Below are 23,224 nucleotides of genomic sequence, written 5' to 3' on the forward strand. Positions count from 1 at the left end.
GCCATTTTTTATGACTAAAATTGTGATCAGCGGATAACTGCGTACATTTGAATAACAACCATTCGCAATAAACGATTATAGTATGCCCACTATTTTCGATCCACTACTGGCAGATTGAACAAATGGACTTTGGACTTACCGCTTTTGAAATGGTGGCAATCTTCTCCACCATGGTCATTGCCTATATTATTTTTGGTATTACTGGTTTTGGTTCCGCGTTAATTGCCAGCCCGGTTTTAGCACTATTTATCCCCGTAGCAAAGATTGTCCCATTGTTAGCCATTGTTGATATGGTTGCCGCAATCACTAACGTAGCGCGTCATAGCCGCCATGCGGATATTGCTGAGCTCAAGCGCCTGGTACCATTGATGATTATTGGCAGCCTGATAGGCGCAACGGTATTGCTGCGAACTCGCCCCGATATTTTGCTATTAGCGTTGGGCATATTTGTTATTTTATATGCAATTTACTCCCTCAACCGAAGCAAACCACAAAAGCAGTTCAAACCTACAGCCGCCATTCCTTTTGGCTTAATTGGCGGTATCTTCAGTGCATTATTTGGTAGCGGTGGGTTTATCTATGCTATTTATTTATCCGGACGGATAGCCAGCAAAGACAATTTACGGATTACACAGACCACACTTATTGGCCTAAGTACCCTAACCAGAGTGATTTTATTTGCGCTAGCCGGAGTCTATATGGACTTGTCAATTCTATGGATGGTATTGCTATTAGCCCCTGGGATGTTAGTCGGATTGGCGATTGCCAATAAAATCAGCTTAGGGATCAGTCGTGAACAATTGATTAAGATCATAAACATATTACTATTGCTTTCAGGTACTGTTTTATTGGTACGTTATTTCGGTTACTGATTATCCTGAGAGGGATAAAATATAGTATGACAGCCGACATTCTCATCGGCTGTCTATCTGTTTTCAGATTACTGAGTAATGACATAACCAAAAATACGCCGCCGCTCCACATCTCCTTTTTCGATATAAACACCCTGCAATTCCGGTGAGAAGCCTGGCAATAAATTGATCCCCTCCTCTAATGCGAGGAAATAACGCTGCACCGCCCCACCCCACATTTCCCCCGGAACGACACACAACACGCCCGGCGGATAGGGCAATGCACCTTCAGCCGCAATACGCCCTTCCGCCTTAGCAATAGGGATCAATTCAATATTGTCACGGACAAATTGAATATTGGCATCCTGAGGATTCATAACAACTTGCGGGAAGCTGGCTTTTCGGAACATATCCTTTTGCAGCTGCTTCACATCATAACGGGCATACAGGTCATGCATCTCCTGACATAGCTGGCGCAAAGTATAGCCACGATAGCGCTCTTCATTCTTACGATATATCGTCGGTAATACATCACACAACAATGCATCCTGCCCAATATAGCGTTCAAATTGCACCAACATATCAACCAGATGCGCCATTTTGGCGGTATTTTCAGCTGGCGTGAGTAGAAATAGAATTGAGTTCAGATCGCACTTTTCCGGCACAATGCCGTTTTCGCGCAGAAAAGTAGCCAGTATCGCTGCCGGTACACCAAACTGGGTATATTGTCCGTTATTAGCATCAATGCCCGGAGTGGTCAGTAATAATTTACACGGATCAACCAAATATTGGTCTTGGTTATATCCTTCAAACCCATGCCAGCGCTCATTGGGTTCAAAATTAAAGAAGCGAACATCATTGGCAATAATATCCGTATCATAATCCTGCCAATTTTTCCCCCTCACTGTAGGTGGAATAAATGGCCGCAACATTGAACAGCGCTCTAATAATAATTTACGGGTCTCGATACCGAGTTTGACACAGTCCATCCACATACGGCGGCCACTATCGCCAGAGTGTATTTTGGCATTGACGTCCAATGCTGCAAATAATGGATAAAACGGGCTGGTCGAGGCATGTAGCATAAATGCATTGTTAAAACGCTTATGGTTACAGTGGCGCTTTTGTCCTTTGATATGATTATCTTTTTTATGTACTTGCGAGGTTTGGGAAAAACCAGCCTGCTGCTTGTGTACCGACTGAGTCACAATAATCCCAGGATCGTTTTCATTGAGTTCCAGCAGCAACGGCGAGAAATCTTTCATCATTGGGATAAATTGTTCGTAACCCACCCACGCCGAGTCAAACAAAATGTAATCACATAAATGACCAATACTATCAACCACCTGCCGTGCGTTATACACCGTACCGTCATAGGTACCTAACTGAATGATAGCCAATCTGAATGGCCGTGCATCACCCGCACGTTCAGGGGCAACCTCACTTAATTGCTGGCGTAAATAACGCTCATCGAAACAGTGTGCATCAATACCGCCAATGAAACCAAACGGGTTACGAGCAGTTTCTAAATAAACAGGCGTTGCCCCTGCTTGAATTAGTGCTCCGTGGTGGTTGGATTTATGGTTATTTCGGTCGAATAACACCAAATCACCACGGGTCAATAAAGCATTAGTAACCACTTTATTAGCCGCTGAAGTCCCATTCAGAACAAAATAGGTTTTATCTGCATTAAAGACCTTAGCTGCATATTTCTGTGCATCTTTTGCCGCGCCTTCATGGATAAGTAAGTCGCCCAATTTGACATCAGCGTTACACATATCTGACCGGAAAATTGTCTCACCATAGAATTCAAAAAACTGACGGCCAGCGGGATGCTTACGGAAGAACTCACCGCCTTGATGCCCTGGGCAAGCAAAGGTTGAGTTTTTCATTTCGACATATTTCTTTAATGTTGAGAAAAAAGGCGGTAACAGATTTTTTTGATATTCACTGGCAGCAGCCTCTACCTGAGCATTATAAAATGCCTTATTTGCCTCACCGAGTGTGATGACGCCTTTAATAAGAGGCAAATACTCCGCAGAAACTGCCTGTTCTGCCGTGACAGCAACAAAAGTAGGAATAGCAAAGCCCAGATCATATAGCTTTGACAATATACCGGTATTCGCATCTTCTACCGACATCACCACGGCGGCAACATCCGTAAAATCAGTCTGATTGAGATATACCATTCCACGCTGGCTTTCTATATAAGAAGCCAAACGAGCACTTGTTGCTATTTTTAATTGTGTCATGTCACTTACTCTCAAACGGTCAGGTATGAGGCTGCCACTTTGGCATTTAGATAGCATCACATTGAGTAGCTTTTGTGATGCTGGCAAATTGATATCTTAGACATACACGTCTCCCAGCAAAAGGAAAGCCAGAATAGTGAATGAACTGGTCTCAGCATCGACCAATAGACATCAGTAAAATCAGAGTGTTAGCTCTATTTTTAATAATGCCTAACAGTGAGCAACACGTAGCCTTACCGCATGGAAGTGATAAGAGACTTAATAGAAATGGAGCAGAAGAAGTGGCACGTGAGGCGCTGAATATGCATTGGATAGAGTAAAAATGCCATAACCGCCCCCGCTTAAACTCTCAAAATGATATGGACTAGTCGAATGAATAGTAACACTAAATTCGCGCAATAATTACATGTTTACGGGAGCGATTCAACCCTTGAAATTCAATAAAAATGCATATTTAGTGAATATCTAAGCTGTTGTTATCTAACGAACTGAAAAATAAAAAATCTATAAATCAAGCAGATGAAACAGTGCATTACGATGAAAAAATCATCGCACCAACACTTTCTAGCGACTTTCGCATGAAAAGAGAACAACTGATCGCCTTTATATGAGAAACTCATTGACGATTTGGTGCTAATACGGTTTAATGCGCCCCGTTGCCCGGATAGCTCAGTCGGTAGAGCAGGGGATTGAAAATCCCCGTGTCCTTGGTTCGATTCCGAGTCCGGGCACCACTATTTAAGCTTGTTTGTTACTACGGCTGAAATCAGTCTTAACAAGCAGGTGATTAGACAGGAATACGATACCTCGTAATTTCGTCACATGGATTGTAAAAATAGTTAGCAATCAATTAGCTCACTTGTTAAATTAAGTGGGCTTTGTTACGTATTATGGTTACATAGAGTTTCCTCTCGTGTCAAACCAGCAAGGCTAATTGAGCCCTTGCCTCAAGCTGTTACATCAACTCTTTTTCCAAAATATCCCGCAAGCTATCAACGTTTTCATCGATATACTCAAGAGTTGATTGGATGCTGACATGCCCCAATAGCTTTTTGACGGCCTGAAGGTTCCTATCCGGGGATTTCATCATATGCGTGGCAATAGTGTGTCTGAAACGGTGTGGGCTCACAGTAAAACGGCATTCTTTGGACAGACGTCGGAAAAATGCCCGTAATGGATATTGATCCATTTCTAACGGATATTTATCGCGACGACGTAAATCAAATCGCCCAACATTAAATAATTGATCTTGTGGTTCTGCACCGGCATCTAGCGCTCTGTTAACCAGTAGCTTCAACTGTGGGAACAGCGCGGATACTATTGGTACACGGTGCTCTTTGTGATTCTTAGAACCCGCGATCCTCAGCTCAATACTCCGCTCATCTAAATTGATGTCACATAATCGTAGATGCAGCAGTTGATTTTGCCGCACACCGGTATAACGTAAAACATCTAATACCGTAAGCCAAAACCATGAAGGATAAAACGCGTGATTACGGGTATTAAAACAATGTGACGCGGGTAAATCCCTTTCTCTTTGACAGTATTGTTTCATCAATAAATAGAGACTATTCATTTGCCCTAACGTCAGAATTTTCTTTTTCTTAATACCCGCTCTTACCACAGATCCATTAAATGGATATTCCTCATGTTTCAATAGTTTTTTCTTCATACCAAAATTAAATAGTGCACGAAGATGAGCTACCTTATTATTCCAGGTTCGCGGTTCCAGTCTCAAATCGTTCAATACATACCGACGCCATTCTAATACAATTTGATCATTAATTTCATGCGGAAGTTTGGTTGTATATTGTTCAAACGAGTTTACAACTTTCTGATAACTCCATTCTGTCGCAGGGCGTAGAGATTTACTGAAAAAATATTTTTCCAAGAGCAATTCAAATGTTATATGGCTCATTTTTGACTTCCTTGTTCAACCAATATTAATGGGTTACCCATGACTATCATAACGTTAAATAACTCTATATAGATAGACATAGGGTAACCATTAATAAATTGAAAGTTACAGACCCAATATATTCATATTAACAATATCATTCCCCTTGGCCTCTTTATATTCTGCCTCTAACATTGCTGTTAATTGATGCTGTTTCTCAATGAGAGTAAATAAAAGAAGCTCTTGAACTTCTATATGGTCAATGTGATAGGCTGCGTAAGCCAAAGCCCTACATTGGCATTCAACATCGATACATGTAGGGATGAGTGGCGTGATAAGCTCATATTGTTCCATGATACTCCCTATATGCGGGTAGGCGGCCAGCAAAACACAAAACATAATCAGAAACAAAGCGTTGACGCGCTGATTTCTCATCCGTTGCCGTTACACGTAACATAATAGGGGCTGTTTTCGTCTGAATACGGTTGATCGCTACAAAGATATAAGTACACTTTGGTGCAGCCATAGCGTTAGTCCTTTTAACGTGATGGTTAGAGGCCCAGCAAGTGTTGACGCACTACTGGGCTTCGCTAATAGTAAACCTTGGACTGAGTCAAGGTGTGGTCCACTATAAAATCAAGGTGGGCCACACGTCAATGACTTTATAACCTATGTCAGTTAGATTAAAATTTTTAGGAACTAAGCTATGGCTACCGGAAACATAAATGCAAAATCAAAAGCCTTAAAAGCTCGAGTTCCTCACAATGTAGTAGAAGCAATGGAGTCAGTTAAGAAAGCTGATGAGAGTACAGCTCAATTTATAGTTACATCGATGCAAACAGAAATTGAACGCAGACTAAAGGATAAAAAGTAATGGATAATTATATTAGTACGGCTAGTTGCTCCCTAAAAATGGTTATCTTGCGGGATTGAAATATTTAGTTATTGCAATAAGATAACCATTCACTTCCTGAATGCCCCCCCTACTCTCTCTTTATATAAATAGCAGTTATAAAAATCCTTTTGTCTGAAACATCTAAACCTATTGTCTTAAAATCATTAATAGACTATCCGCCGGAGGTGAAACGGTACCATAAATTTTGGCAACAGGGATCAGGTAGCCATTAAAGGATTTACTCCCTTCTTTCTCTTCGCAACAATACACATTCACCCCATTGGTTTGGCGTTTATGGAGTTTTAGCTTCTCAAATTGTTTTTGCACCATGCGCCAATCACATGGAGGTTCGCCTAAAGTTTGCTTATTTTCCGCCATGAATTGATAAAAAATAGTTGGCGATCTCATAAATACATAACCTGAAATGATAAATACTGATGAGTCAATTGTATTAACTGCAATTAATTGTTCTAAAATACTCTTTTTCACCCATTGATGAAAAATAGATCCCAGATTAAAGCTCTCATTCTGGGCTATTGGGACAGTATTTTGTTTTATATCAGAGCCGTCATATCCTGTAATTATTAACTGTTCATTAGCTGTATCCACAGGAAGCTCTGCCGGTGATTCAAATGATGAGCCCGCTGAAACCCGAATAGCATCCAGCACAATGGTATTCACTATCCCTGACTCATGTCGAAACCCCGTTAAATACAACGATAAGATTTTCAGCACATTCGGCCAAGTACTCAACCAGATCAGTGCTTCATAAGGAATTATTTTCCAAGCCAACATCGCGCTCAGACTTTGAACCTGCACGGTATCAGCCATAGGGGTAAAACGAAAACGGTAAGGTTCGCCAGGTAGAAAATTAAGCGGTATCCAACGCTGCCCACTTTGCAGCTCAACCTCAATCTGGCACAACCTGTCGAGTGACTGGAGCATAGCTGCATAGACAATCACCGAGTTCCAGGCGGCACTCTGCGAGGCCTGCTCTTCCGGTTGCGCCCCGACCGGCAACAGGTAGTTTTTTGATAGCCGGGCAGCATAGGCTACCGTTTCGAGCAGATGATCCACCATTCCCCCCAGATAAGCATGATGATCGCTCTCCGTTGCAGGGAACTGCTGCATCAGAGTGACGCAGTGTTCAAGTGGCTGCAGGTAATACTGCTGATACATGTCGTTAGGCAGTGACGAATAATCCCACAGCATTTGCAAACATTGACGACGTCGTGGTGTTGCCAACTGTTCACGGGCCGACACCGGTGCGTGATAGCCGTTCGGTATCTGGACTGATAGCAATTGCGTTGCAGTAGATTTCTCACCGCTACTGATTTTTACTGACGAGACAGGTAGATACTTCAGGAGAGACTTCAGCATAAATCGTCATCTCCCTGCTTACGCCATCCAGCCTGACGGTGAATGATGTGGTGAATAATCTGCGGGTCGAGTTCTAAAGGGAGTTGCATAGCGTGGTCCTGTTTTCCTGGGAAATGGGAGCCCCACTCTATAAATGCGAAGTATTACGGCAACAAACAACTCTATATGAGAGTTTAAAACTTTATTCCATCAGATAGCTCGTTTGTAAAACAGGAGCCCCTACACCAAACCCGTTTATTGTATAGCCTAGTAAGCGCAGTCTGACAACAGACTGCGCTTATCCGACATGACCACAACAATCGTTATTCCCATGAAACTGGCCATCGTGCCACTCTATTCCAAGCGGCTCCCTCCTAGCTTAAATCTCCAGTGTAATTATTGACCATGCTCATTACTCTTTTCTCAAATTCTTCTTTTTTGAGATACGCACTAATGTAGATGTCTGGTGGCCTGCTCACCGCCAATCAAATACGCAGATATTATCAATGCACATCCGGTAGTAGTAAATCGCGAACTTCCGCTTTTCGCTCAAAGCAGACTGTCAGATTTGATTGCGTTCTGTCAGAGAAAACTGTCAAATCAAGTCTGAGCGTATATAAATTAAAAACTGTGTCACTCAGGACCTAGATTGATTATTCCATTTACTACAGGGTTCTAAAGCCCTATCACCGCCGTACAATATCCAACATACTTTTCTTCAACTGCATCATGTCGCCGCCTTAGCAATACCACGTGCCACATCCAGTTGATGTGCAATCTGTTTGGCTGCCGCCAATTCTGACACCCCCTGCGCCTGCATAATCGCCCGTCGCGCCGCCTTATCTTCTTTCTCGGTCATGCCCAAGGCTAAATATAAGCTTGGCGGTACCGCACGAAACAGCGCCTCGATGCGGCTCACCAACACCACCCCTTCGGTATAACAATAGGGGGTCTTGGTCGCCGACAGCAACATGGCTTTCTGCTCCGCTGTCAATTTCTTGAAGCGGGCTATTTCTTCTACTTCTTCCGGTGGCATCACCAAGCACAGCCACCACTCAATCATGTTGAGCATCTTCTTCGAGGTATTGGGAAAATCCTCCAGGTTCTGCGTTGCCAGCCACAGCCAGGCTCCCAGCTTACGCCACATCTTCACAATTTTGACCACGAACGGGGCCAACAGCGGGTTGGTCGTTATCATGTGCGCTTCATCGGTTGCAAAGACGATTTCCCTGTCCAGGAACTGATCGCGCTCAGCAATGTTGTTGATGGTGTTCACCAGCGAGGTGTACGCCACCGCCAGTGCCGCTTCATACCCTTCCCGCGCCAGCGTCCCGAGGTCAATCAACGTCACATCGGCTTCCGGCCAGTTATCCCCGGGGCGGTCAAACAGCTCGCCCAGGAACCCCAGCATAAACACGCCCAGCGATTCCCCCATGTTCTGCGCTCGGGTTCGGCGAACTTCAGGACGTGCTTCCTCAGCGGCAAACTGGTACAACGCCGCCTGCAGGTCGCCGGTGACCATCTGCCGCCCCGCATTATAAGCCGCTCGCGCGGCCACCAAGATGGCCTCACGCATCATGCCCCGATCAGCCCGCTCCAGTTTGGCCTCTTCCTTGGCCTCGCCGCCGGTGATCATCAGTCGTGCCACAATCTCCAACTCCCCCAGAATGTCACGCTCCTCATCGTCATCCTCCTCATCACTGTCTTCAGTCTCGATGCGTTCACTCAGTTCTTCCTCACTCACCATAACGGCGGGCGTCTCGATCAGACGGTGCGCATCGGCAAACGGAGCCAGAGAAATGCCACAGCCGGGCTTGATGCTAACCTTGTTGACCGTCAGCTCCAGCTCTTCGCAGTAATCCGCAAACAGACCAAAGGAGTTACCGGCTTCGGCAATAAACAGCCGGGGACGGTGGATCGCCATCAACTGCGCAAACAGGCTGTTCAGCGTGGCCGATTTACCCGAACCAGTGGGACCAAACAGCACCAGGTGGGCATTCTTGGAACGATCCTATTGAGTGGATCAAAGGTCAGCGGTGCGCCGCCCCGATTGAAAAAGGTGAATCCTGGATGCCCGGTGCCGGTATCCCGTCCAAACACCGGCAACAGGTTAGCCATGTGCTGCACAAATGTCAGGCGGGTATACCAGTGTTTTTTGTCATGCATCGGGTTAAAACACATCGGCAAGGCTCGCAGATAGCCGTTGAGCGGGGCAACATCGAACTCCGGCTTAACCGGTTGCAGTCCGGCGTTCAACAAGACCGCCGTCAGGTCACGCTGACGGGTATTCAGCACCTTGACTGTCGGGGCCTTCAGATAGAAGGTCATGCTGCTGGCTAGTATCAAAATCGTAGTGAACCTTGCGGCCCTGCGTCTCAAAATCAATCGGGATCTGGCGGGTAATATGGACGGCCACTTGGGCACCGGGGGGAACATACACGGCGTCAAACATCTGGCCATAACGGGCCTTCACCCAGTCAGCCAGTTCATTGGTGCCACTTGACAGGGCCTTGCCCAACGCCGCCTGCCCAGCACTGCCGGTCAGGGTACTGGTCACCGTGGTGCCATCCACCGAGGTGGTGTTCTGGCCGTTCGCCATCGCATCCGCCGCCGCACCGGCACCGGACAACGCGAACAGGGTCGGCAAGTAGGTGGAGGCGTTGGATTTACGCTCCCCGGACAGGCAGGGAATACCGTTCTCGTCGGACAACCAGCCAATACTGCCACTATTTGATTTTCCGTTATTCCCATCGCTGGATTTGGCCGGGGGCGGTACAGTGCGCACCGTGCCATCGGTAAACACAAAGGTGATCGATTGAACTTCGCCACGCACGCAGGACAACACCCAGTCACCGGTGGCGGTGCCGGAGACAATCGCCCCTTCCACGTCCAGCAGTTCAATGCCGTTGGCGGTCAGGTTCTCTTTGCCAATAAGCACTTTAAACGGGTACGGATCAGTCACTTTTCCATCGATAGGTACCCGGCCCAGCAACGCCGTCATACCCCGACTGCCAATCAGCGTCGAGTTTTCCGGCAAGGTATAAACTGGGATTGCCTCCTCAATGGCCTGCTGATTTTTCGCCACCCTATCCAGCTCGGCTTTCTGACGCGAGATTTCGTTATCATCCAGATGGGCAAAGGAAGAAGGGAACTGAAAACTGCCCGTACCCGCGACAGCGCTACCGATGACCGGTTTGCCATTGCGGTCAAGTGGAACCGTATCCAGTGGCTCAATCCATATCACGCCATTTGTTACCTTATCTATTGCAGTATTACTGTCCTCCAATCCCAGACCTATTGGCAAGCCGCCGCCCTGTTGCATCAGCCCTATCCCATCCTCCATCCTCCATCCTCTCAATTAGTGTTGCCAACCGTTGCTGTTCCGCCTGTAGCGTCTGCCGGGCCTGTTCTTCTTGCTGCTTTACGACATTCACTGCATCGCGAATACGGTTATCGATATTTACATCGTTCTCTTTGAGATCTGTATTTTCTTCTGAGAGTCTGGTATTTCGCTGATCCAAACTGTTCTGTTTGTCTTGTATGACTTTCAAGCGCGCAACCAGGGTTCGCAAGGTGTCCGCAGGTGTATCGCCCTCAATACCGAGTATTTGTAACTCTTCCTCAGTCAGATCACTCACCGTATTTGGCCGAATGGTCGATAACGCAGGGGGGTACCTGAGGATGCCGGCAACGGGTTTACACCACAAAGTGACGCAAGTGCAGCTTCATTTTTTAATCGTTCAGGATTATCACCCGCGACTGCCAGCAAGATGGCTGCGGTTTGAGGACCTACACCAAACTGTCTCCGTAAGCTTCCGGCATATTCTTGGGTTAAATTATCCAGTAGCTCATCCAGTTGCGTGAGTTCTTCCGCGAGGGCCAGCCACCGTTTAGCCAGGCTTCGAAGTGTGCAACAAAGTGCCAGGAGTAATGGTGATTTCTCAGCAGATTCAAAACTCATACACGCAGTAACGCATTCGAGCGGTTTTGATTTCCACAACATGTCGCGGATATCCTGGGGGGCGCTGACTAATAGCGCACGGAGCTGATTGATTACCTGAATTTTCGCCTTTACGGCGCTCCGGCGGGCAACGCTGATGATCCGTAACGCCTCGCAGGCACCGGATTGCAATTTGGGAACGGCTTTGGCACTCCCGGAAAGGACCGTTCTGGCGGCATTCTCCGCATCAAGTGGATCAGATTTTCCTTTAAGGCGACGTTTAGAACGATCAGGACGATTGATTTCAAGAACATCGAGCCCTTTTTTAATGAGAAATCGCGTCAGTCCTGCGCCGTACGTTCCGGTTCCTTCTATCCCTGCACGTTCCACCGAGCCAAAAGTGAGTACCCAGTCGAACAATTCTTCATATCCTACCTGGTTAGTCTGTATGACTTTCGTTCCGAGCAACTTTCCGTCGTAGCTGAGAACCGCACCAACGTGAATATCCAGATGCGTATCAACACCTAAAATTACAGAGTCATTGAATGAATGATGATTTTTCATGGCTTACCCCTGTCAGCATGGAATAGCCATCCCCATTGCAGGACAGGACACTCAAGTTGCAGCACAAGGCTCCTATCAGGTCACAAACTCTGGGCCCGGCTATGCACGGGAAATACCTGAACCGGACGACAGGTCAACACAAAGGCAGTTCAGCCAATCCCAGCACGGGTCAGTCCAATCCGGTATTCAGGAGTATAGTAGACTGAGTATCCCAACAATTCCCCCGTCGACTCAGGCTTTGCTTTTCAGGGCTCTCAATATACGAGCGAAAGATGTCAGCATTTTATGACAGCTCACAATTTAAAAAGCAGCATGAGTCGTCGGGGTAATCGCCATGACAACGCAATAGCGGAAAGCTTTTTCCAGTTGCTAAAACGGGAACGCATAAAGAAACGGATCTATAAAAATAGGGAAGAAGCGAAGGCGGATATCTTCGATTATGTAGAGATGTTTTATAATGCTAAACGCCGCCACAGTGCCTGTGAGTATCAGCCCCCTGCAGTTTATGAAAGTGCCTGGTTCATGAGGCACGGAACCGTCTAGGAAACTAGGGTCTATTCATTAGTGCCATGATTGAAAAGGCTCAGAGCAATGCCGTCACACACCTCTGAGCCAGGTTTTATCCACTAAATTGCAGCAGGTTATCTGCCAGCGTTACATTTTTTTATCTTGAATTTCAAAGCGCGGTGAAACAAAACCATAGAGTGTCCACCCCAGGAAAGTCACGATAGCGCCATACATCATGGCTTCTTCATCGGATGAATACAGGGCATAGAAGCTATATAGAGCACCAATTAGTGCAATGATATTGGCTATCCGAGCCTTGGACGGATCTACCTTAGCCACTTTCTGAATAATAATCAGCGCCGCCATCGACAAGATATAAGGAATAATATTGGTAACCACCGCCAGATTAACCAGTACGTTAAACTGCTTATTCAGTGAAGGGCTAATGGTCATCAAAGACAGCACTGTCTGAATAACCACAATAACGAGCATGCCTTTGATGGGCGCTTCTGCTTTACTGATTTTGGAGAAGATTTTCGGGAAATAACCTTCATCGGCGGAGGATTTAAACACTTGGGCAATAGTAAACTGCCAGCCTAGCAAGGAACCACAGCAAGACATCACCATCAGCGCCATGATAATTTTACCCACGGTAGGGTCAAACATCTGGGCGAAGGCTAAACCAAAAGGTGCGGTAGAATTCGCTAAATCCATATTCGGCACAATGCCGGCAATCACGTTGGTTGAAACGATGTAAATCACCGCCGTCCCCAGCGTTCCGCCCAGCACCGCAATAGGGACGTTTTTCTCCGGATTTTCTACCACATCAGTGTTGGCGCAAGCTGACTCCAGCCCCAAAAACGCCCACAATGTCATGGCAATAGAAGCTCCTATTGCTTCAAATGTCGGCACATGATGGGGGTTCCAGGACTCGACATACAGGGTCGGGCTAAACCAGAACCAGCCAATGACGGACAAACCCACCACTGGGATGATAACCCCCCAGACGGTAATTTCACTGATCTTACCGGTAATGCGTGCACCACCGAAGTTGGCAACAGTACACAACCACAGCACACCAATCGTTGCCAGACAGATCCCCAACGGGCTCAGCTCAGCACCAATCAACTCGGTACCGTAGCCCACCGCCGAGATAGCAATAGCCACGTTAGCAATCAATAACGACACACCATAGGTATAGTTGGCCATAAAGTTGCCAGACTTACCGAAAGCATATTCCGCATAACCGCCCATGCCGCCCGACTTATGGCTAAACATCCCGCATTTGGCGAATGCATAGGCCAGCGCCATCGACCCCACAGCGGTCACTAACCACGAAACGATAGAGATAGTGCCAACTTCCGCCAGTTTGGTTGGCAGCATGATGATCCCTGACCCCATCATATTCACCGCAGTCAAAATGGTGAGCTGAACAACACCCATTTTGTTCGATTTAGACGCACTCATTATCCTTTCTCTCTGTAAAAATTGAGAAAGCGGAGAGCATGGCTGGAGCACGACGATAAAGCCACGCCTCCGCAGTTTTGGTTATAAAATAATCAATTTGGCTCAATACGTAACCAACCACTTATGGTTTGATGACATAGCCATAAGCACGTTTACGGCCATCGGCATCTTGCTGGATGTAGACCCCTTGTAGCTCAGGCGCAAAGCCCGGTAACAGGTTAATGCCCTCTTCCAACGCCAGGAAGTAACGCTGTACTGAACCACCCCATACTTCACCGGGAACGACACACAGAATGCCGGGTGGATAAGGCAGCGCACCCTCGGCGGCGATACGGCCTTCTATCTGATCCAATGCCACCAACTCGATATTGCCACGGACAAACTCGATATGTGCTTGTTGCGGATTCATCACTGCTTTCGGGAAATGCGCCTTACGGAACATCTCTTTCTGCAACTCTTTCACATTGTGGCTGACATACAGATCATGCATTTCCTGACACAGCTGGCGGATGGAGTAACCCTGATAACGCGCTTCGTTAGCCTGATAAATTGATGGTAACACTTCAGCTAACGGCGCATCTTGTTCTAACAGGCGCTCAAAACGCGCAATTTGAGCAACAAGATGCTGCATCTTGGCCATATCTTCCGCTGGGGTCAGCAGGAACAGAATCGAGTTAAGATCGCATTTTTCTGGCACGATGCCATTTTCACGCAAGAAGTTCGCCAGAATGGTGGCCGGAACACCAAACGTCTCATACTCGCCGGTCTGCACATTGATACCTGGTGTGGTCAGCATCAGTTTGCATGGGTCGACAAAATATTGATGTTCAGCGTAGCCCGCAAAGGAGTGCCAACGTTCCCCCGGAACAAAGGCAAAGAAGCGCAGATCATTGGCCATTTGGCCGGTATCGAACTCCTCCCACCGACGGCCATCAATAGTTTCCGGCACGAACGGGCGAATGTGTTGGCATAGCTTCAGCAACTGTTTACGGGTTTCGATCCCCAGCTTGACGCAGTCCATCCACATGCGCTTACCGCTTTCACCTTCATGCATTCTGGCATTCACATCCAGCGCAGCAAATAGCGGATAGAATGGGCTGGTTGAGGCCTGCATCATAAACGCGTTATTCATTCGTTTATGATTCACATAGCGCGCCTGCCCTTTGATATGCTTATCTTTTTTGTGGATTTGAGAAGTCTGAGAGAAACCAGCCTGCTGCTTGTGGACAGATTGAGTCACCAGAATACCCGGATCGTTTTCATTCAATTCCAGCAGCAGTGGAGAACAATCTTTCATCATTGGGATGAACTGTTCGTAACCCACCCATGCAGAGTCAAACAGAATGTAGTCACACAGATGACCAATCTTATCCACCACTTGACGAGCGTTATAAATCGTACCGTCATAGGTGCCTAACTGAATCACAGCCAACCGGAATGGTCGTTGATCTGCGGCCCGCGCTGGTGCCACTTCGCGAATTAAATTGCGCAGATATTTCTCTTCAAAGCAGTGCGAATCGATGCCACCGATAAAACCAAATGGGTTACGCGCGGTTTCCAAATATACCGGGGTCGCCCCAGCCTGAATTAATGCACCATGATGGACAGACTTATGGTTATTACGATCAAAAAGAACTAAATCACCTGGGGTCAATAAAGCGTGTAGTGCCACTTTATTTGAAGAGGAGGTTCCATTCAGAACAAAGTAGGTTTTATCGGCATTAAAGACTTTTGCCGCGTGTTGCTGTGCCGCACAAGGAGCCCCTTCATGAATGAGCAGGTCACCCATAGAAACGTCAGCATTGCATAAATCGGAACGGAATAAGGTCTCACCAAAATAATCAAAGAATTGACGGCCAGCCGGATGGCGGCGGAAGAATTGCCCGCCCTGATGCCCTGGGCAGTCGAACGCGGCATTCCCCTGCTGCACATATTCTACTAAGCTGCCGAAAAATGGCGGCAGGACTTCTTTTTCATATTTGGTTGCGGCGGCTTCCAGTTGTTTACCATAAAAATCATTATTGCCATCATCCAGTTCAAACACACTGGTCACTCGCGGTAAGATTTCAGCGGGTAACTCTTCTTGGTGGCAAACGGCAACGAATATCGGCAGGCCAAAACCGGTTTGTTCTATCCTATCGAGTAGACCCGTCACTGCGTCATCTACGGAAATAACGACGGCGGAGATATCAGTGAAATTTGTATCATGAATATCAACAATTTCACGTCCAGTGGTAAAGCAATTTGATGTATTGGCACTGACCGCAACTTTTAATTTTTCCATATTACCTATCTCTTCATTTATCTATAGCTAAGCATGATCACAGAATTAATTTCCATTAATTCTGAAAGCAAGGCACGGCTACCCGTAATAATTCAACTTACTGAATTATTGAAACGGAAATAACGAATGTCAGGTGACATAGAGCACCGAATATGGTGTCAAAATATTGTGAAAAGCCAAGACTGCTGATCATTCTGAAAAATTAGAGATAGCACAATCATGAAGACTCAGTGACTGAGTACCCAAACACAATGAATTCAGAATAAAGAATGACGGTCCACAACAAGAGATACCATTGAAGAAGAAAAATTATCTGGCGTTAAACAGATGGAAATCAAAACAACTACGATGCGATAGCATCACAAGATGGGTTACACACTGGATATGTGACCAAAATCTATTATTGTATTTCATTGCCTATTTCCTCATACCTCTAACATTGCGGAAATCAGGGTTATTATCGCGCTTAGACAGACCTAATTTGAATGCCTGACACCAATATTATCTACCCCATTGATAGAAATTCAAGCTTATTTGGCATGAAAATCACTCATAACAATGACGATGCTAAAAATATATTACCGTGCATATGTTAGAAAAAATAAGTATACGTTGCGGTGTGATTTCCATATTAATATAAGCCGTTAATTGTTATTAACCCCATTACAATATTTATCATTTCACTAACATAATAATATATTTCTGATTGTAATCGGTGTTCGATTCAATTAACGGCCTATTTATCTAATGCAACAGTGCCAACGATTCTGAAGTATTTGTCATTTTACCCATCACAAAAGCCAAATTAGCGGCCGCGACCAAAGATGCGGCATGGGCGTCAGTGCTCATTTGCTGTGCATTCAACAATCCATTAGCAGCCTCGTTGGCGACCGTTATGGTGCCGACACCATTGCGATAAGACTCCAGTGCAGCGTCATAGGTAATAAACGAGGTTTTCACCAGCGTTAATGCCGCCTGATTAGCTTCAAGCGCAGAACGTAAAGTATCTGCTGCGACGACAATTTCGCGCACCGCCAATTCTTGTGTTTTCTTAAACCCTTCGGCAGCAACCGCAGCTCGAGATTCCGCCTCTTTCACCCGCGCGGCACGTATTCCACCATCGTAAAGAGGAACACTGACACCGACTAAAATACTGGAAGATGAAGTTTGTGGACTAATACCCGGCAGGCCCTGGATATCAAAGTGTCCATCGCCACCGGCAACCGCCCCAGCCAGATAGACTTTCGGCAAGAAATCAGCTTCTGTTGCTTTGATACCCGCCTTCGCTGCCTCGACCGCCGCATAGCTGGCTAACACATCTGGCCGCTGGGAGAGAGCCAGTCGAATCATCTGTTCGGTTGGTGCGCTCATCCCATCCGGTAAAGCACGATCTTCGGCATAAGCGACTTTAATATCCAATGAGGGAGAAACCCCCATTGCGCCCAATAATGCCTGATAAGCATCACGTTCAGTGCCCTTAGCCATCACACGACGTAACTCAGACTGCGCAACCTGCTGGCGTGCCAGAGCGACTTCAACTGTCGTCGCAACACCATTTTTGCGCCGTTCCTCAGCAGCATCTTGAATCTTTAGGCTATTTTTCAGTGTTTGTTCTGCTATCTGGCGCTGAGTTTGTGCAGCACCATATTGGAAATACGTGCGAGTAACATCATAGATTAGCTTCTGGTGCATACCATTAAAGGTCACATTGGCGGCATAAGAAGTCTGTTTAGCGGCATCAAGCAACGCGCTGCGCTGACCAAAATCAAAAATAAGCCACTGTAATGCCAAGGCAGGAACCACCGCACTCCCGCTGGTTTTCAAATCCTTTTCGTTGCCGATGGCATAAGGTAACGGCGTGGTCGTACGCTGATAACCACCAATCACACTGGCCGAAATTATGGGTAAAAATATCGCTTCCCCCATTCCGACCGCCAGCGCAGCCTGCCGTGCTTGTTGCCAGGCAATGCGGGTATCTGGATTTTGGCTCTGGGCGATATCAATCAATTCAGGTAACGAATAAGTATGCTCGCTTTTTAGGCTGGGAGGCGGTGCTAATTCCGCCACCAGCGGGTTCGCCGGCACAGAAAAGTTGCCGCTCTCTATAGGAGCATTTGCATCCGCCTTCCAGGGTTCAGTATAAGATGCAGGTGCAAGATCCAAGCTGTCTGTAGCACAACCGGCGACCAGCATGCTCAGACTCAATACCGAGCCAGTCAGACCTATTTTGGCTATCCGGGCCATCAATACAGCGTGCGTCATCATGTCATCCAATTCCCAGAAGTTTCTCAAGCCACTTTATACGTTGTTGAATAGTCAGATCAATCGGCGATGCTCCCTGCCGTGATGATTCGCTATTCGCTCCTTGCTCATCCGATAATGTCGCGGCACCGCTACCTGTCGAGAGGCGACGCAGTTGTGCCACATCAGAGGCCGACTTTTCCGTCGGTAGAAACAGCACCGGGCACAACTTACCCATCTCTGCCAGTATGGCCTGTAAGCGCGCGCACTCTTCTCGCGAGGGGCGTAATTGTGCTGGTTCAAAGGGGATCAGCGCTAACTCTTCTTGCGCGCTGGTGATCTCCGCCTCGACCGTTGTCGCCTCTCTGAGTGCCGCAGGCCGGGCATCGGGCGCTAATGTGGCCAGGTTTGTCAGCCCTTTCAATGCATTACGGATATGAATGTGCACCGCATCTGCAATCGCCACCGGCCACAGTCGGGTGAAAATCAAATACACCACCAGATTACCCAGCAAAATACCCAGCACCCTATCCAGAGCTACGCCCAGATCGGTGCTCGGCCCGAAGCCTTGCAATACCGTCAGCAAGAAAGCCAGCCCAACCTGTACACCGGCATAAGCAATACGTTCACTGCCACATGACACCCAAGCGGCCAAGAGAATGCAACCAAATACCAACGCCATCAATTGCCCGATATCGTTCATGTGGGGAATGATGAAGATAATCGACAGCACTCCCATCAATGCCCCGATCAAACAACCAATAATCCGCAAGACTAGCTTATGCACCGTTTCACCGGTGGTGCCCAATGCAGCAACATAACAAGTGATCATGGCGGTATGAATGTCCTGCCAATCCAGCGCGGTGTAAATCAGATAACAAATCAGCGCCGCAGCGGTAGTTTTCAGAGCGAACTGCTGATGAACAGGATTGGTTAGGGCGTCTGCGGCAAAGAAGGTGGATTTCGGGGCATTCAGGTCTTGCCCAATATTGGCAGTTGCCAGTGCTGTCAGCGCGTTTCTGATTTCATTGATTTCATCGCTGGGATCGTCAATGGTGAAGTGAGGGGTAAGCGCAAGATTGCCAGCAGCAATCGCCTGCGCCGCGTCACCACAGTAAGCCGCCAGCTCAAGGCGCGCATTCTCCGCTGAAGTCGCAGGTAAAGCCGAAGTCGCCAACAGTAACCGGTAACTGCTTTTTACTGCACTTTCAAGCCAGGCCGCTTCAGCCGATGGCCGCAGATGAAAAATACGCACAAAAAGCGCCCGTTGCTGATGCTCATTTTGCCCTTCTTGCAGCAGTTCCTTAACCCTATCCATTGTGGCAGCATCAGGTTGACGCAATGCCTCGGCCACCGCCAATAATCGCTCAGATAGGCTGTCGCGCAATAAGCGCTGTGGCATCCGGCCAAAGAAAAGGTTAAAAACAATCAACAGCAACATTGGGGAAACAGCCATTAGCCAGGCATACAGCAGCCCCCGCGTAGCCACTTCCCCCATGGGGATATTGCTCAGTAACGTCATGACAAAAGCAATCACCAGCGCAATAATACTGCCGACCGGGCCGAGCTTACTGGCAGATCCGAGATAGAGAAAGAGAAACGAACTGACAATCAAGGCAGCCATGCGCAGTGGCGCGGCTTCTAGAGTGAAGTGGATAAGTAGAAATACCAAGCCGACAACCAGCGACACCAATATGGTGATCGCAACCGCCATCACCATGCTCTCGACGCCATCAGGTTTCATCACGAAAATAATGAGATAACAGCTAATCGCGGATTCTGGAATGCCATATATCATGGCAATCATCGCCATCAATGCACAGAGCGCAGCAACACGCCACGCCTGAGCCACCCTGCCAGGGAAATAGGCTAAATCAACTTTTGCCTGACGGATTATGCCGCCAAGCGTACCGTCAGCAACCCTCGTCATTTCGCACGATAACCACAGCAGTCGCCCCGATTCGCATCAAGTCCTCCGGCGGTTTTTCCAGACTAATTCTGACAGGGAAACGCTGAACAACACGCACCCAATTCAATGACTTCGGCACATAAGGCAGGCCACGTGGGATATTCAACATATCTTCAGAGCTTACGCCCCAGCCAATCCCCTCGACGCGCCCCTGAATCGCACGCTGTCTGTCCGCCATAACATAGACGGTGGCGCAATCACCCACCTTGATATGCTTCAACTCCGTTTCGCGGAAAAATGCCGAAGCATGCCAGTGTTCGGTATTAATAAGTGTGAAAATAGCTTGGTCCGGGACGACAAACTCCCCGGCAGAGACAGTCAACCCGACAACCCGGCCATCATGAGGCGCGCGGATTTGCGTATTCGCCAGTTCCCGTTCAGCAATAGCAAGTGCCGCGCGGCGCGCCACCACCAGCGCTTCCGAAGCGGCGGTGCTGCTGACCAATGCCTCAGCGGCAAATGACTGTTTTAATGCCTGTTTTAGGCTAACTTCAGCATCATGTTTCGCCGTCGCTGCGTCATCTACCTGCTGGGCGGTAACATAGCCTTTGGGGAGTAGCGGTTGTAAGCGAGCCAACGTCTGAGTAGCTAATTTAAGATTGGCTTGCGCCCGAACAATCTGTTCATTGGTAATTGCCGCATTGGATTGCTCTGCGACCACGGTGCGTTGCTGGGTATCGCGCGCAGCTTCTGCCATTTTCAACTCAGCCTGCGCTTGCTCGACTTGCAAACGGTAGAGATCCGGCTCAATGGAAAACAACAAATCACCACGCCGGACTTTGCTGTTTTCCTCAACATTAATGGAGATAATACGGCCCGGAACCGAGCTGGCAATATGCACCACGCTAGCCCCGAGTTCCGCATCCTCAGACAATGGATTCAATGTGGTCTGCCGCACCGATAACCACCCTGAAATCACTGCTGCAACAACAATAACGCCAGCAACAATGAGTGCCAGTCGCCGCTTATGCCCACTCCCTTGTAGTTTATTCATATTCATCATTCATCGCGTAAACAGTAGTAGGGAACAGATAAATGCCACAGCAAGCGCCAGGCAGACATACACCAACAGCCGCCATGGCAGCACCTCATCAATACCAACGCGAATAAACAGAACACGAGCAATCACCGCAGTGATTATCCCGATAAAGGCGCAAGCCATCCAGGAAGGAAAATAGGACCCCACTAGCGAAAATGAGGGAGCCTCAGCACCGGAGCAACCACTCAGGGTGATAGCCGATAACAGAACCCACGGCCCACGCCATCGCTTCTGTTTCGCACCGCTTAAAAGCATAAAGAAAAACCACAGCTGCTTCCTAAGGGAAGTCATATTATTCATTGAACAACCTCAATTAACTGGCGCTACCCTAACAGAAGTCAGGGTTTGTCATCATAAAAAACCGCTAATGATCACGTCCCAGCGTGTTTTTGAAAATTTGCCCATCTTTCATAATGACTCTAAATGCTTTATCTGGCTGGGCGACGAGTTGAATATCGTCCAAAGGATTGCCATCAACCAGAATCAGGTCAGCCAGCGCACCATTTTCCACCACACCCAATTTTCCTGGATAAGGGTTTCTCGGGCCAGAAAAAGCACAAAGTTCAGCATTAACACTGGTCGCCATTTTGAGAATTTCAAGCGGTGAATACCAGCGCGTCAGCTTGGCTAATTGTGCCCCCTGCCGGGTTGCCAGTCGGGCATCAAACAGCGTGTCAGTGCCCCATGCGGTCTTGATATTGTATTTTTTCGCCAACATATAGGCGGTATCAGTCCCAGCCACCATTTCAAGTTGCTTGGCTCGTGATGCCGGGCTTGGCGTTGGCACCGCATCTTCATCATCAAGGAAAGGTTGCAAGCTCCACCAAATGCCTTTTTCGGCCATTAGCTGCACAGTGTCCTCATCCAACAACTGGCCATGTTCAATACACTTAACCCCACCTTTGATAGCCATAGTAACAGCACGGGGGGTGTAAGCATGGACGGTCACATAGGTGCCCCAGTTTTCAGCTGCGGTAACTGCGGCCTGGATTTCTGCGACAGAACCTTCCGTCACGTCGATGGAGTCATACATCGAGCTGACACCCCCACCGGCCATATATTTAAGTTGCGAAGCACCTCGCATGAGTTGTTCTCTGGCGCGCAGCAATACCTGATCAGCACCATCGGCAATCGCCGTCATCCCCACACGCTCGGCGTAACTTAAGGGATCTGATGGGGTATGTGGCAATTCACCCAGCAAGCGAAAATCACCATGCCCACCGGTTTGAGTGATAAATGCGCCCGAAGGGAAAATGCGTGGGCCAATAGCGACATGTTCATCAATGGCGCGTTTCAAGCCAAAAACCGGCCCGCCCATATCACGTACCGTGGTGAAACCGCGCATTAAGGTGGCATCAGCTTCAGCAATGGCCAGCGCCTGAATATAGTTAAAATCTGCCGTCATGGCGGTCATCATCGATGGGCGAGCCATAATGGCGTGCCAGTGAGCATCAATCAGCCCCGGCATTAATACGCCACCACCGCCATCAATTAGCTCCACATCCGGTGAAATCGGTGTATCCGCAGGCTCCACCGACTTTATTTGGTTGCCTTCCACTAATACTCGCAGCCCGTCTCGTAGTTGGTCTGAAACACCATCAAAGACACGAACATTAATAAAAGCCATCACGCGCACTGCATTGGCGGCAACATCTCTTTTTTGTGATTTTGCTCCCGGTACTGCCGCCGCAACCGTTGCCGCAGTAATAGGGGCTGATTGCGTTGCTTTCTGGGAAAATACCGTATTGATGCGTATGAATGCAGGGCTATTACAGAGGCAACCTTCGCCATGCGTGTGGGGGAGCTTAATTAATGGCATGTGAGACATAAAGTTCTCCTTAATGAACAGTCCCCCAATCAAAAATCAGAGGGTGCGCTCTGGATAATAGAACAATTTCTCGGGTAACAACTTATTTTTATGACAAAATTTAACCACTAAGAGTGATATAGCTCTTATCA

Annotated in this window: 15 protein-coding genes, 1 tRNA gene and 3 pseudogenes; 4 read left to right on the forward strand and 15 right to left on the reverse strand. The window is 47.7% G+C overall.

Translation table 11 applies throughout. The annotated features are described in order from the left end of the window. The first annotated feature begins 122 nt into the window (after positions 1-122). The gene (locus FGL26_RS11910; RefSeq protein WP_005173638.1) at positions 123-872 is read left to right on the forward strand and encodes a sulfite exporter TauE/SafE family protein; all 750 of its coding nucleotides are present in this window, start codon (positions 123-125) and stop codon (positions 870-872) included. A gap of 68 nt (positions 873-940) precedes the next feature. On the opposite strand, the gene speF (FGL26_RS11915) is transcribed toward FGL26_RS11910, so the two are convergent. Continuing rightward, the gene (speF, locus tag FGL26_RS11915) at positions 941-3,103 is read right to left on the reverse strand and encodes an ornithine decarboxylase SpeF (protein ID WP_005173646.1); all 2,163 of its coding nucleotides are present in this window, start codon (positions 3,101-3,103) and stop codon (positions 941-943) included. A gap of 658 nt (positions 3,104-3,761) precedes the next feature. On the opposite strand from speF (FGL26_RS11915), the gene FGL26_RS11925 reads away from it, so the two are divergent. Continuing rightward, a tRNA-Phe gene (locus tag FGL26_RS11925) sits at positions 3,762-3,837 on the forward strand. A gap of 221 nt (positions 3,838-4,058) precedes the next feature. Here FGL26_RS11925 and FGL26_RS11930 read toward each other — a convergent pair. From FGL26_RS11930 to FGL26_RS11940, 3 genes are all read right to left on the reverse strand, one after another. Further along, the gene (locus tag FGL26_RS11930; RefSeq protein ID WP_005173655.1) at positions 4,059-5,021 is read right to left on the reverse strand and encodes a tyrosine-type recombinase/integrase; all 963 of its coding nucleotides are present in this window, start codon (positions 5,019-5,021) and stop codon (positions 4,059-4,061) included. 105 nt (positions 5,022-5,126) lie between these two features. Continuing rightward, the gene (locus tag FGL26_RS11935) at positions 5,127-5,354 is read right to left on the reverse strand and encodes a hypothetical protein (protein WP_005173658.1); all 228 of its coding nucleotides are present in this window, start codon (positions 5,352-5,354) and stop codon (positions 5,127-5,129) included. Continuing rightward, positions 5,341-5,526, reverse strand: coding sequence for a host cell division inhibitor Icd-like protein (locus tag FGL26_RS11940; protein WP_071530638.1), 186 nt, complete (start codon positions 5,524-5,526; stop codon positions 5,341-5,343). The genes FGL26_RS11935 and FGL26_RS11940 overlap by 14 nt, the downstream gene beginning before the upstream one ends. A gap of 180 nt (positions 5,527-5,706) precedes the next feature. Here FGL26_RS11940 and FGL26_RS11945 point away from each other — a divergent pair, with 180 nt between their 5' ends. Next, a complete protein-coding gene (locus FGL26_RS11945) occupies positions 5,707-5,874 on the forward strand; it encodes a YlcI/YnfO family protein (protein WP_005157167.1) in 168 nt (55 codons plus the stop codon). A gap of 168 nt (positions 5,875-6,042) precedes the next feature. Here FGL26_RS11945 and FGL26_RS11950 read toward each other — a convergent pair whose 3' ends face one another. The 4 genes and pseudogenes from FGL26_RS11950 to FGL26_RS11965 form a co-directional block, all read right to left on the reverse strand. Beyond that, positions 6,043-7,275 carry a TraI domain-containing protein gene (locus tag FGL26_RS11950; RefSeq protein ID WP_005173659.1) on the reverse strand — a complete coding sequence of 411 codons (1,233 nt, stop codon included), beginning with the start codon at positions 7,273-7,275 and terminating at the stop codon, positions 6,043-6,045. A gap of 706 nt (positions 7,276-7,981) precedes the next feature. Then, positions 7,982-9,585 (reverse strand): annotated as a pseudogene (locus FGL26_RS11955) (conjugative transfer ATPase); the annotation flags it as partial. After that, positions 9,527-10,961: pseudogene (locus FGL26_RS11960) on the reverse strand (TIGR03752 family integrating conjugative element protein). The pseudogenes FGL26_RS11960 and FGL26_RS11955, both read right to left, overlap by 59 nt. Further along, positions 10,889-11,758 (reverse strand): IS110 family transposase, encoded by an 870-nt coding sequence (locus tag FGL26_RS11965; protein ID WP_005173660.1) that lies wholly within the window; start codon positions 11,756-11,758, stop codon positions 10,889-10,891. The pseudogene FGL26_RS11960 and the gene FGL26_RS11965 overlap by 73 nt, the downstream one beginning before the upstream one ends. 246 nt (positions 11,759-12,004) lie before the next feature. Between FGL26_RS11965 and FGL26_RS11970 the strand changes: the two are divergent. Further along, positions 12,005-12,301 (forward strand): annotated as a pseudogene (locus FGL26_RS11970) (integrase core domain-containing protein); the annotation flags it as partial. A gap of 111 nt (positions 12,302-12,412) precedes the next feature. Here FGL26_RS11970 and potE read toward each other — a convergent pair. The 7 genes from potE to FGL26_RS12005 all read right to left on the reverse strand — a co-directional run bounded on the left by potE (position 12,413) and on the right by FGL26_RS12005 (position 23,093). Continuing rightward, complete coding sequence (gene potE, locus FGL26_RS11975; RefSeq protein ID WP_138060240.1) at positions 12,413-13,732, reverse strand: putrescine-ornithine antiporter; 1,320 nt, start codon at positions 13,730-13,732, stop codon at positions 12,413-12,415. 121 nt (positions 13,733-13,853) lie between these two features. Then, a complete protein-coding gene (gene speF / locus FGL26_RS11980; protein ID WP_005173675.1) occupies positions 13,854-16,016 on the reverse strand; it encodes an ornithine decarboxylase SpeF in 2,163 nt (720 codons plus the stop codon). Positions 16,017-16,760: 744 nt separating this feature from the next. Beyond that, a complete protein-coding gene (locus FGL26_RS11985; RefSeq protein ID WP_005173679.1) occupies positions 16,761-18,281 on the reverse strand; it encodes a TolC family protein in 1,521 nt (506 codons plus the stop codon). 1 nt (position 18,282) lies between these two features. Beyond that, positions 18,283-20,187, reverse strand: a complete 1,905-nt coding sequence (locus FGL26_RS11990; RefSeq protein ID WP_032912826.1) for an FUSC family protein — start codon at positions 20,185-20,187, stop codon at positions 18,283-18,285. Continuing rightward, on the reverse strand, positions 20,171-21,220 hold the full coding sequence (gene mdtN / locus FGL26_RS11995) for a multidrug transporter subunit MdtN (RefSeq protein WP_005173686.1): 1,050 nt from the start codon (positions 21,218-21,220) through the stop codon (positions 20,171-20,173). The genes FGL26_RS11990 and mdtN overlap by 17 nt, the downstream gene beginning before the upstream one ends. A 9-nt stretch (positions 21,221-21,229) precedes the next feature. Beyond that, positions 21,230-21,565 carry a YtcA family lipoprotein gene (locus FGL26_RS12000; RefSeq protein WP_172667451.1) on the reverse strand — a complete coding sequence of 112 codons (336 nt, stop codon included), beginning with the start codon at positions 21,563-21,565 and terminating at the stop codon, positions 21,230-21,232. Positions 21,566-21,629: 64 nt separating this feature from the next. Continuing rightward, the gene (locus FGL26_RS12005; protein ID WP_032912829.1) at positions 21,630-23,093 is read right to left on the reverse strand and encodes a metal-dependent hydrolase family protein; all 1,464 of its coding nucleotides are present in this window, start codon (positions 23,091-23,093) and stop codon (positions 21,630-21,632) included. Positions 23,094-23,224 lie beyond the last annotated feature (131 nt).

Origin of the sequence: Yersinia enterocolitica subsp. enterocolitica, assembly GCF_901472495.1 — a bacterium.
Lineage (GTDB): Bacteria > Pseudomonadota > Gammaproteobacteria > Enterobacterales > Enterobacteriaceae > Yersinia > Yersinia enterocolitica.

Coding starts and splice junctions, on each gene's coding strand:
- speF (WP_005173675.1), bottom strand. CDS start 16,016: ATGGAAAAATTAAAAGTTGCGGTCAGTGCCAATACATCAAATTGCTTT.
- FGL26_RS11990 (WP_032912826.1), bottom strand. CDS start 20,187: ATGACGAGGGTTGCTGACGGTACGCTTGGCGGCATAATCCGTCAGGCA.
- potE (WP_138060240.1), bottom strand. CDS start 13,732: ATGAGTGCGTCTAAATCGAACAAAATGGGTGTTGTTCAGCTCACCATT.
- FGL26_RS11940 (WP_071530638.1), bottom strand. CDS start 5,526: ATGGCTGCACCAAAGTGTACTTATATCTTTGTAGCGATCAACCGTATT.
- FGL26_RS11985 (WP_005173679.1), bottom strand. CDS start 18,281: ATGATGACGCACGCTGTATTGATGGCCCGGATAGCCAAAATAGGTCTG.
- FGL26_RS11910 (WP_005173638.1), top strand. CDS start 123: ATGGACTTTGGACTTACCGCTTTTGAAATGGTGGCAATCTTCTCCACC.
- FGL26_RS12000 (WP_172667451.1), bottom strand. CDS start 21,565: ATGAATAATATGACTTCCCTTAGGAAGCAGCTGTGGTTTTTCTTTATG.
- FGL26_RS12005 (WP_032912829.1), bottom strand. CDS start 23,093: ATGTCTCACATGCCATTAATTAAGCTCCCCCACACGCATGGCGAAGGT.
- FGL26_RS11945 (WP_005157167.1), top strand. CDS start 5,707: ATGGCTACCGGAAACATAAATGCAAAATCAAAAGCCTTAAAAGCTCGA.
- FGL26_RS11950 (WP_005173659.1), bottom strand. CDS start 7,275: ATGCTGAAGTCTCTCCTGAAGTATCTACCTGTCTCGTCAGTAAAAATC.
- speF (WP_005173646.1), bottom strand. CDS start 3,103: ATGACACAATTAAAAATAGCAACAAGTGCTCGTTTGGCTTCTTATATA.
- FGL26_RS11930 (WP_005173655.1), bottom strand. CDS start 5,021: ATGAGCCATATAACATTTGAATTGCTCTTGGAAAAATATTTTTTCAGT.
- mdtN (WP_005173686.1), bottom strand. CDS start 21,220: ATGAATAAACTACAAGGGAGTGGGCATAAGCGGCGACTGGCACTCATT.
- FGL26_RS11935 (WP_005173658.1), bottom strand. CDS start 5,354: ATGGAACAATATGAGCTTATCACGCCACTCATCCCTACATGTATCGAT.
- FGL26_RS11965 (WP_005173660.1), bottom strand. CDS start 11,758: ATGAAAAATCATCATTCATTCAATGACTCTGTAATTTTAGGTGTTGAT.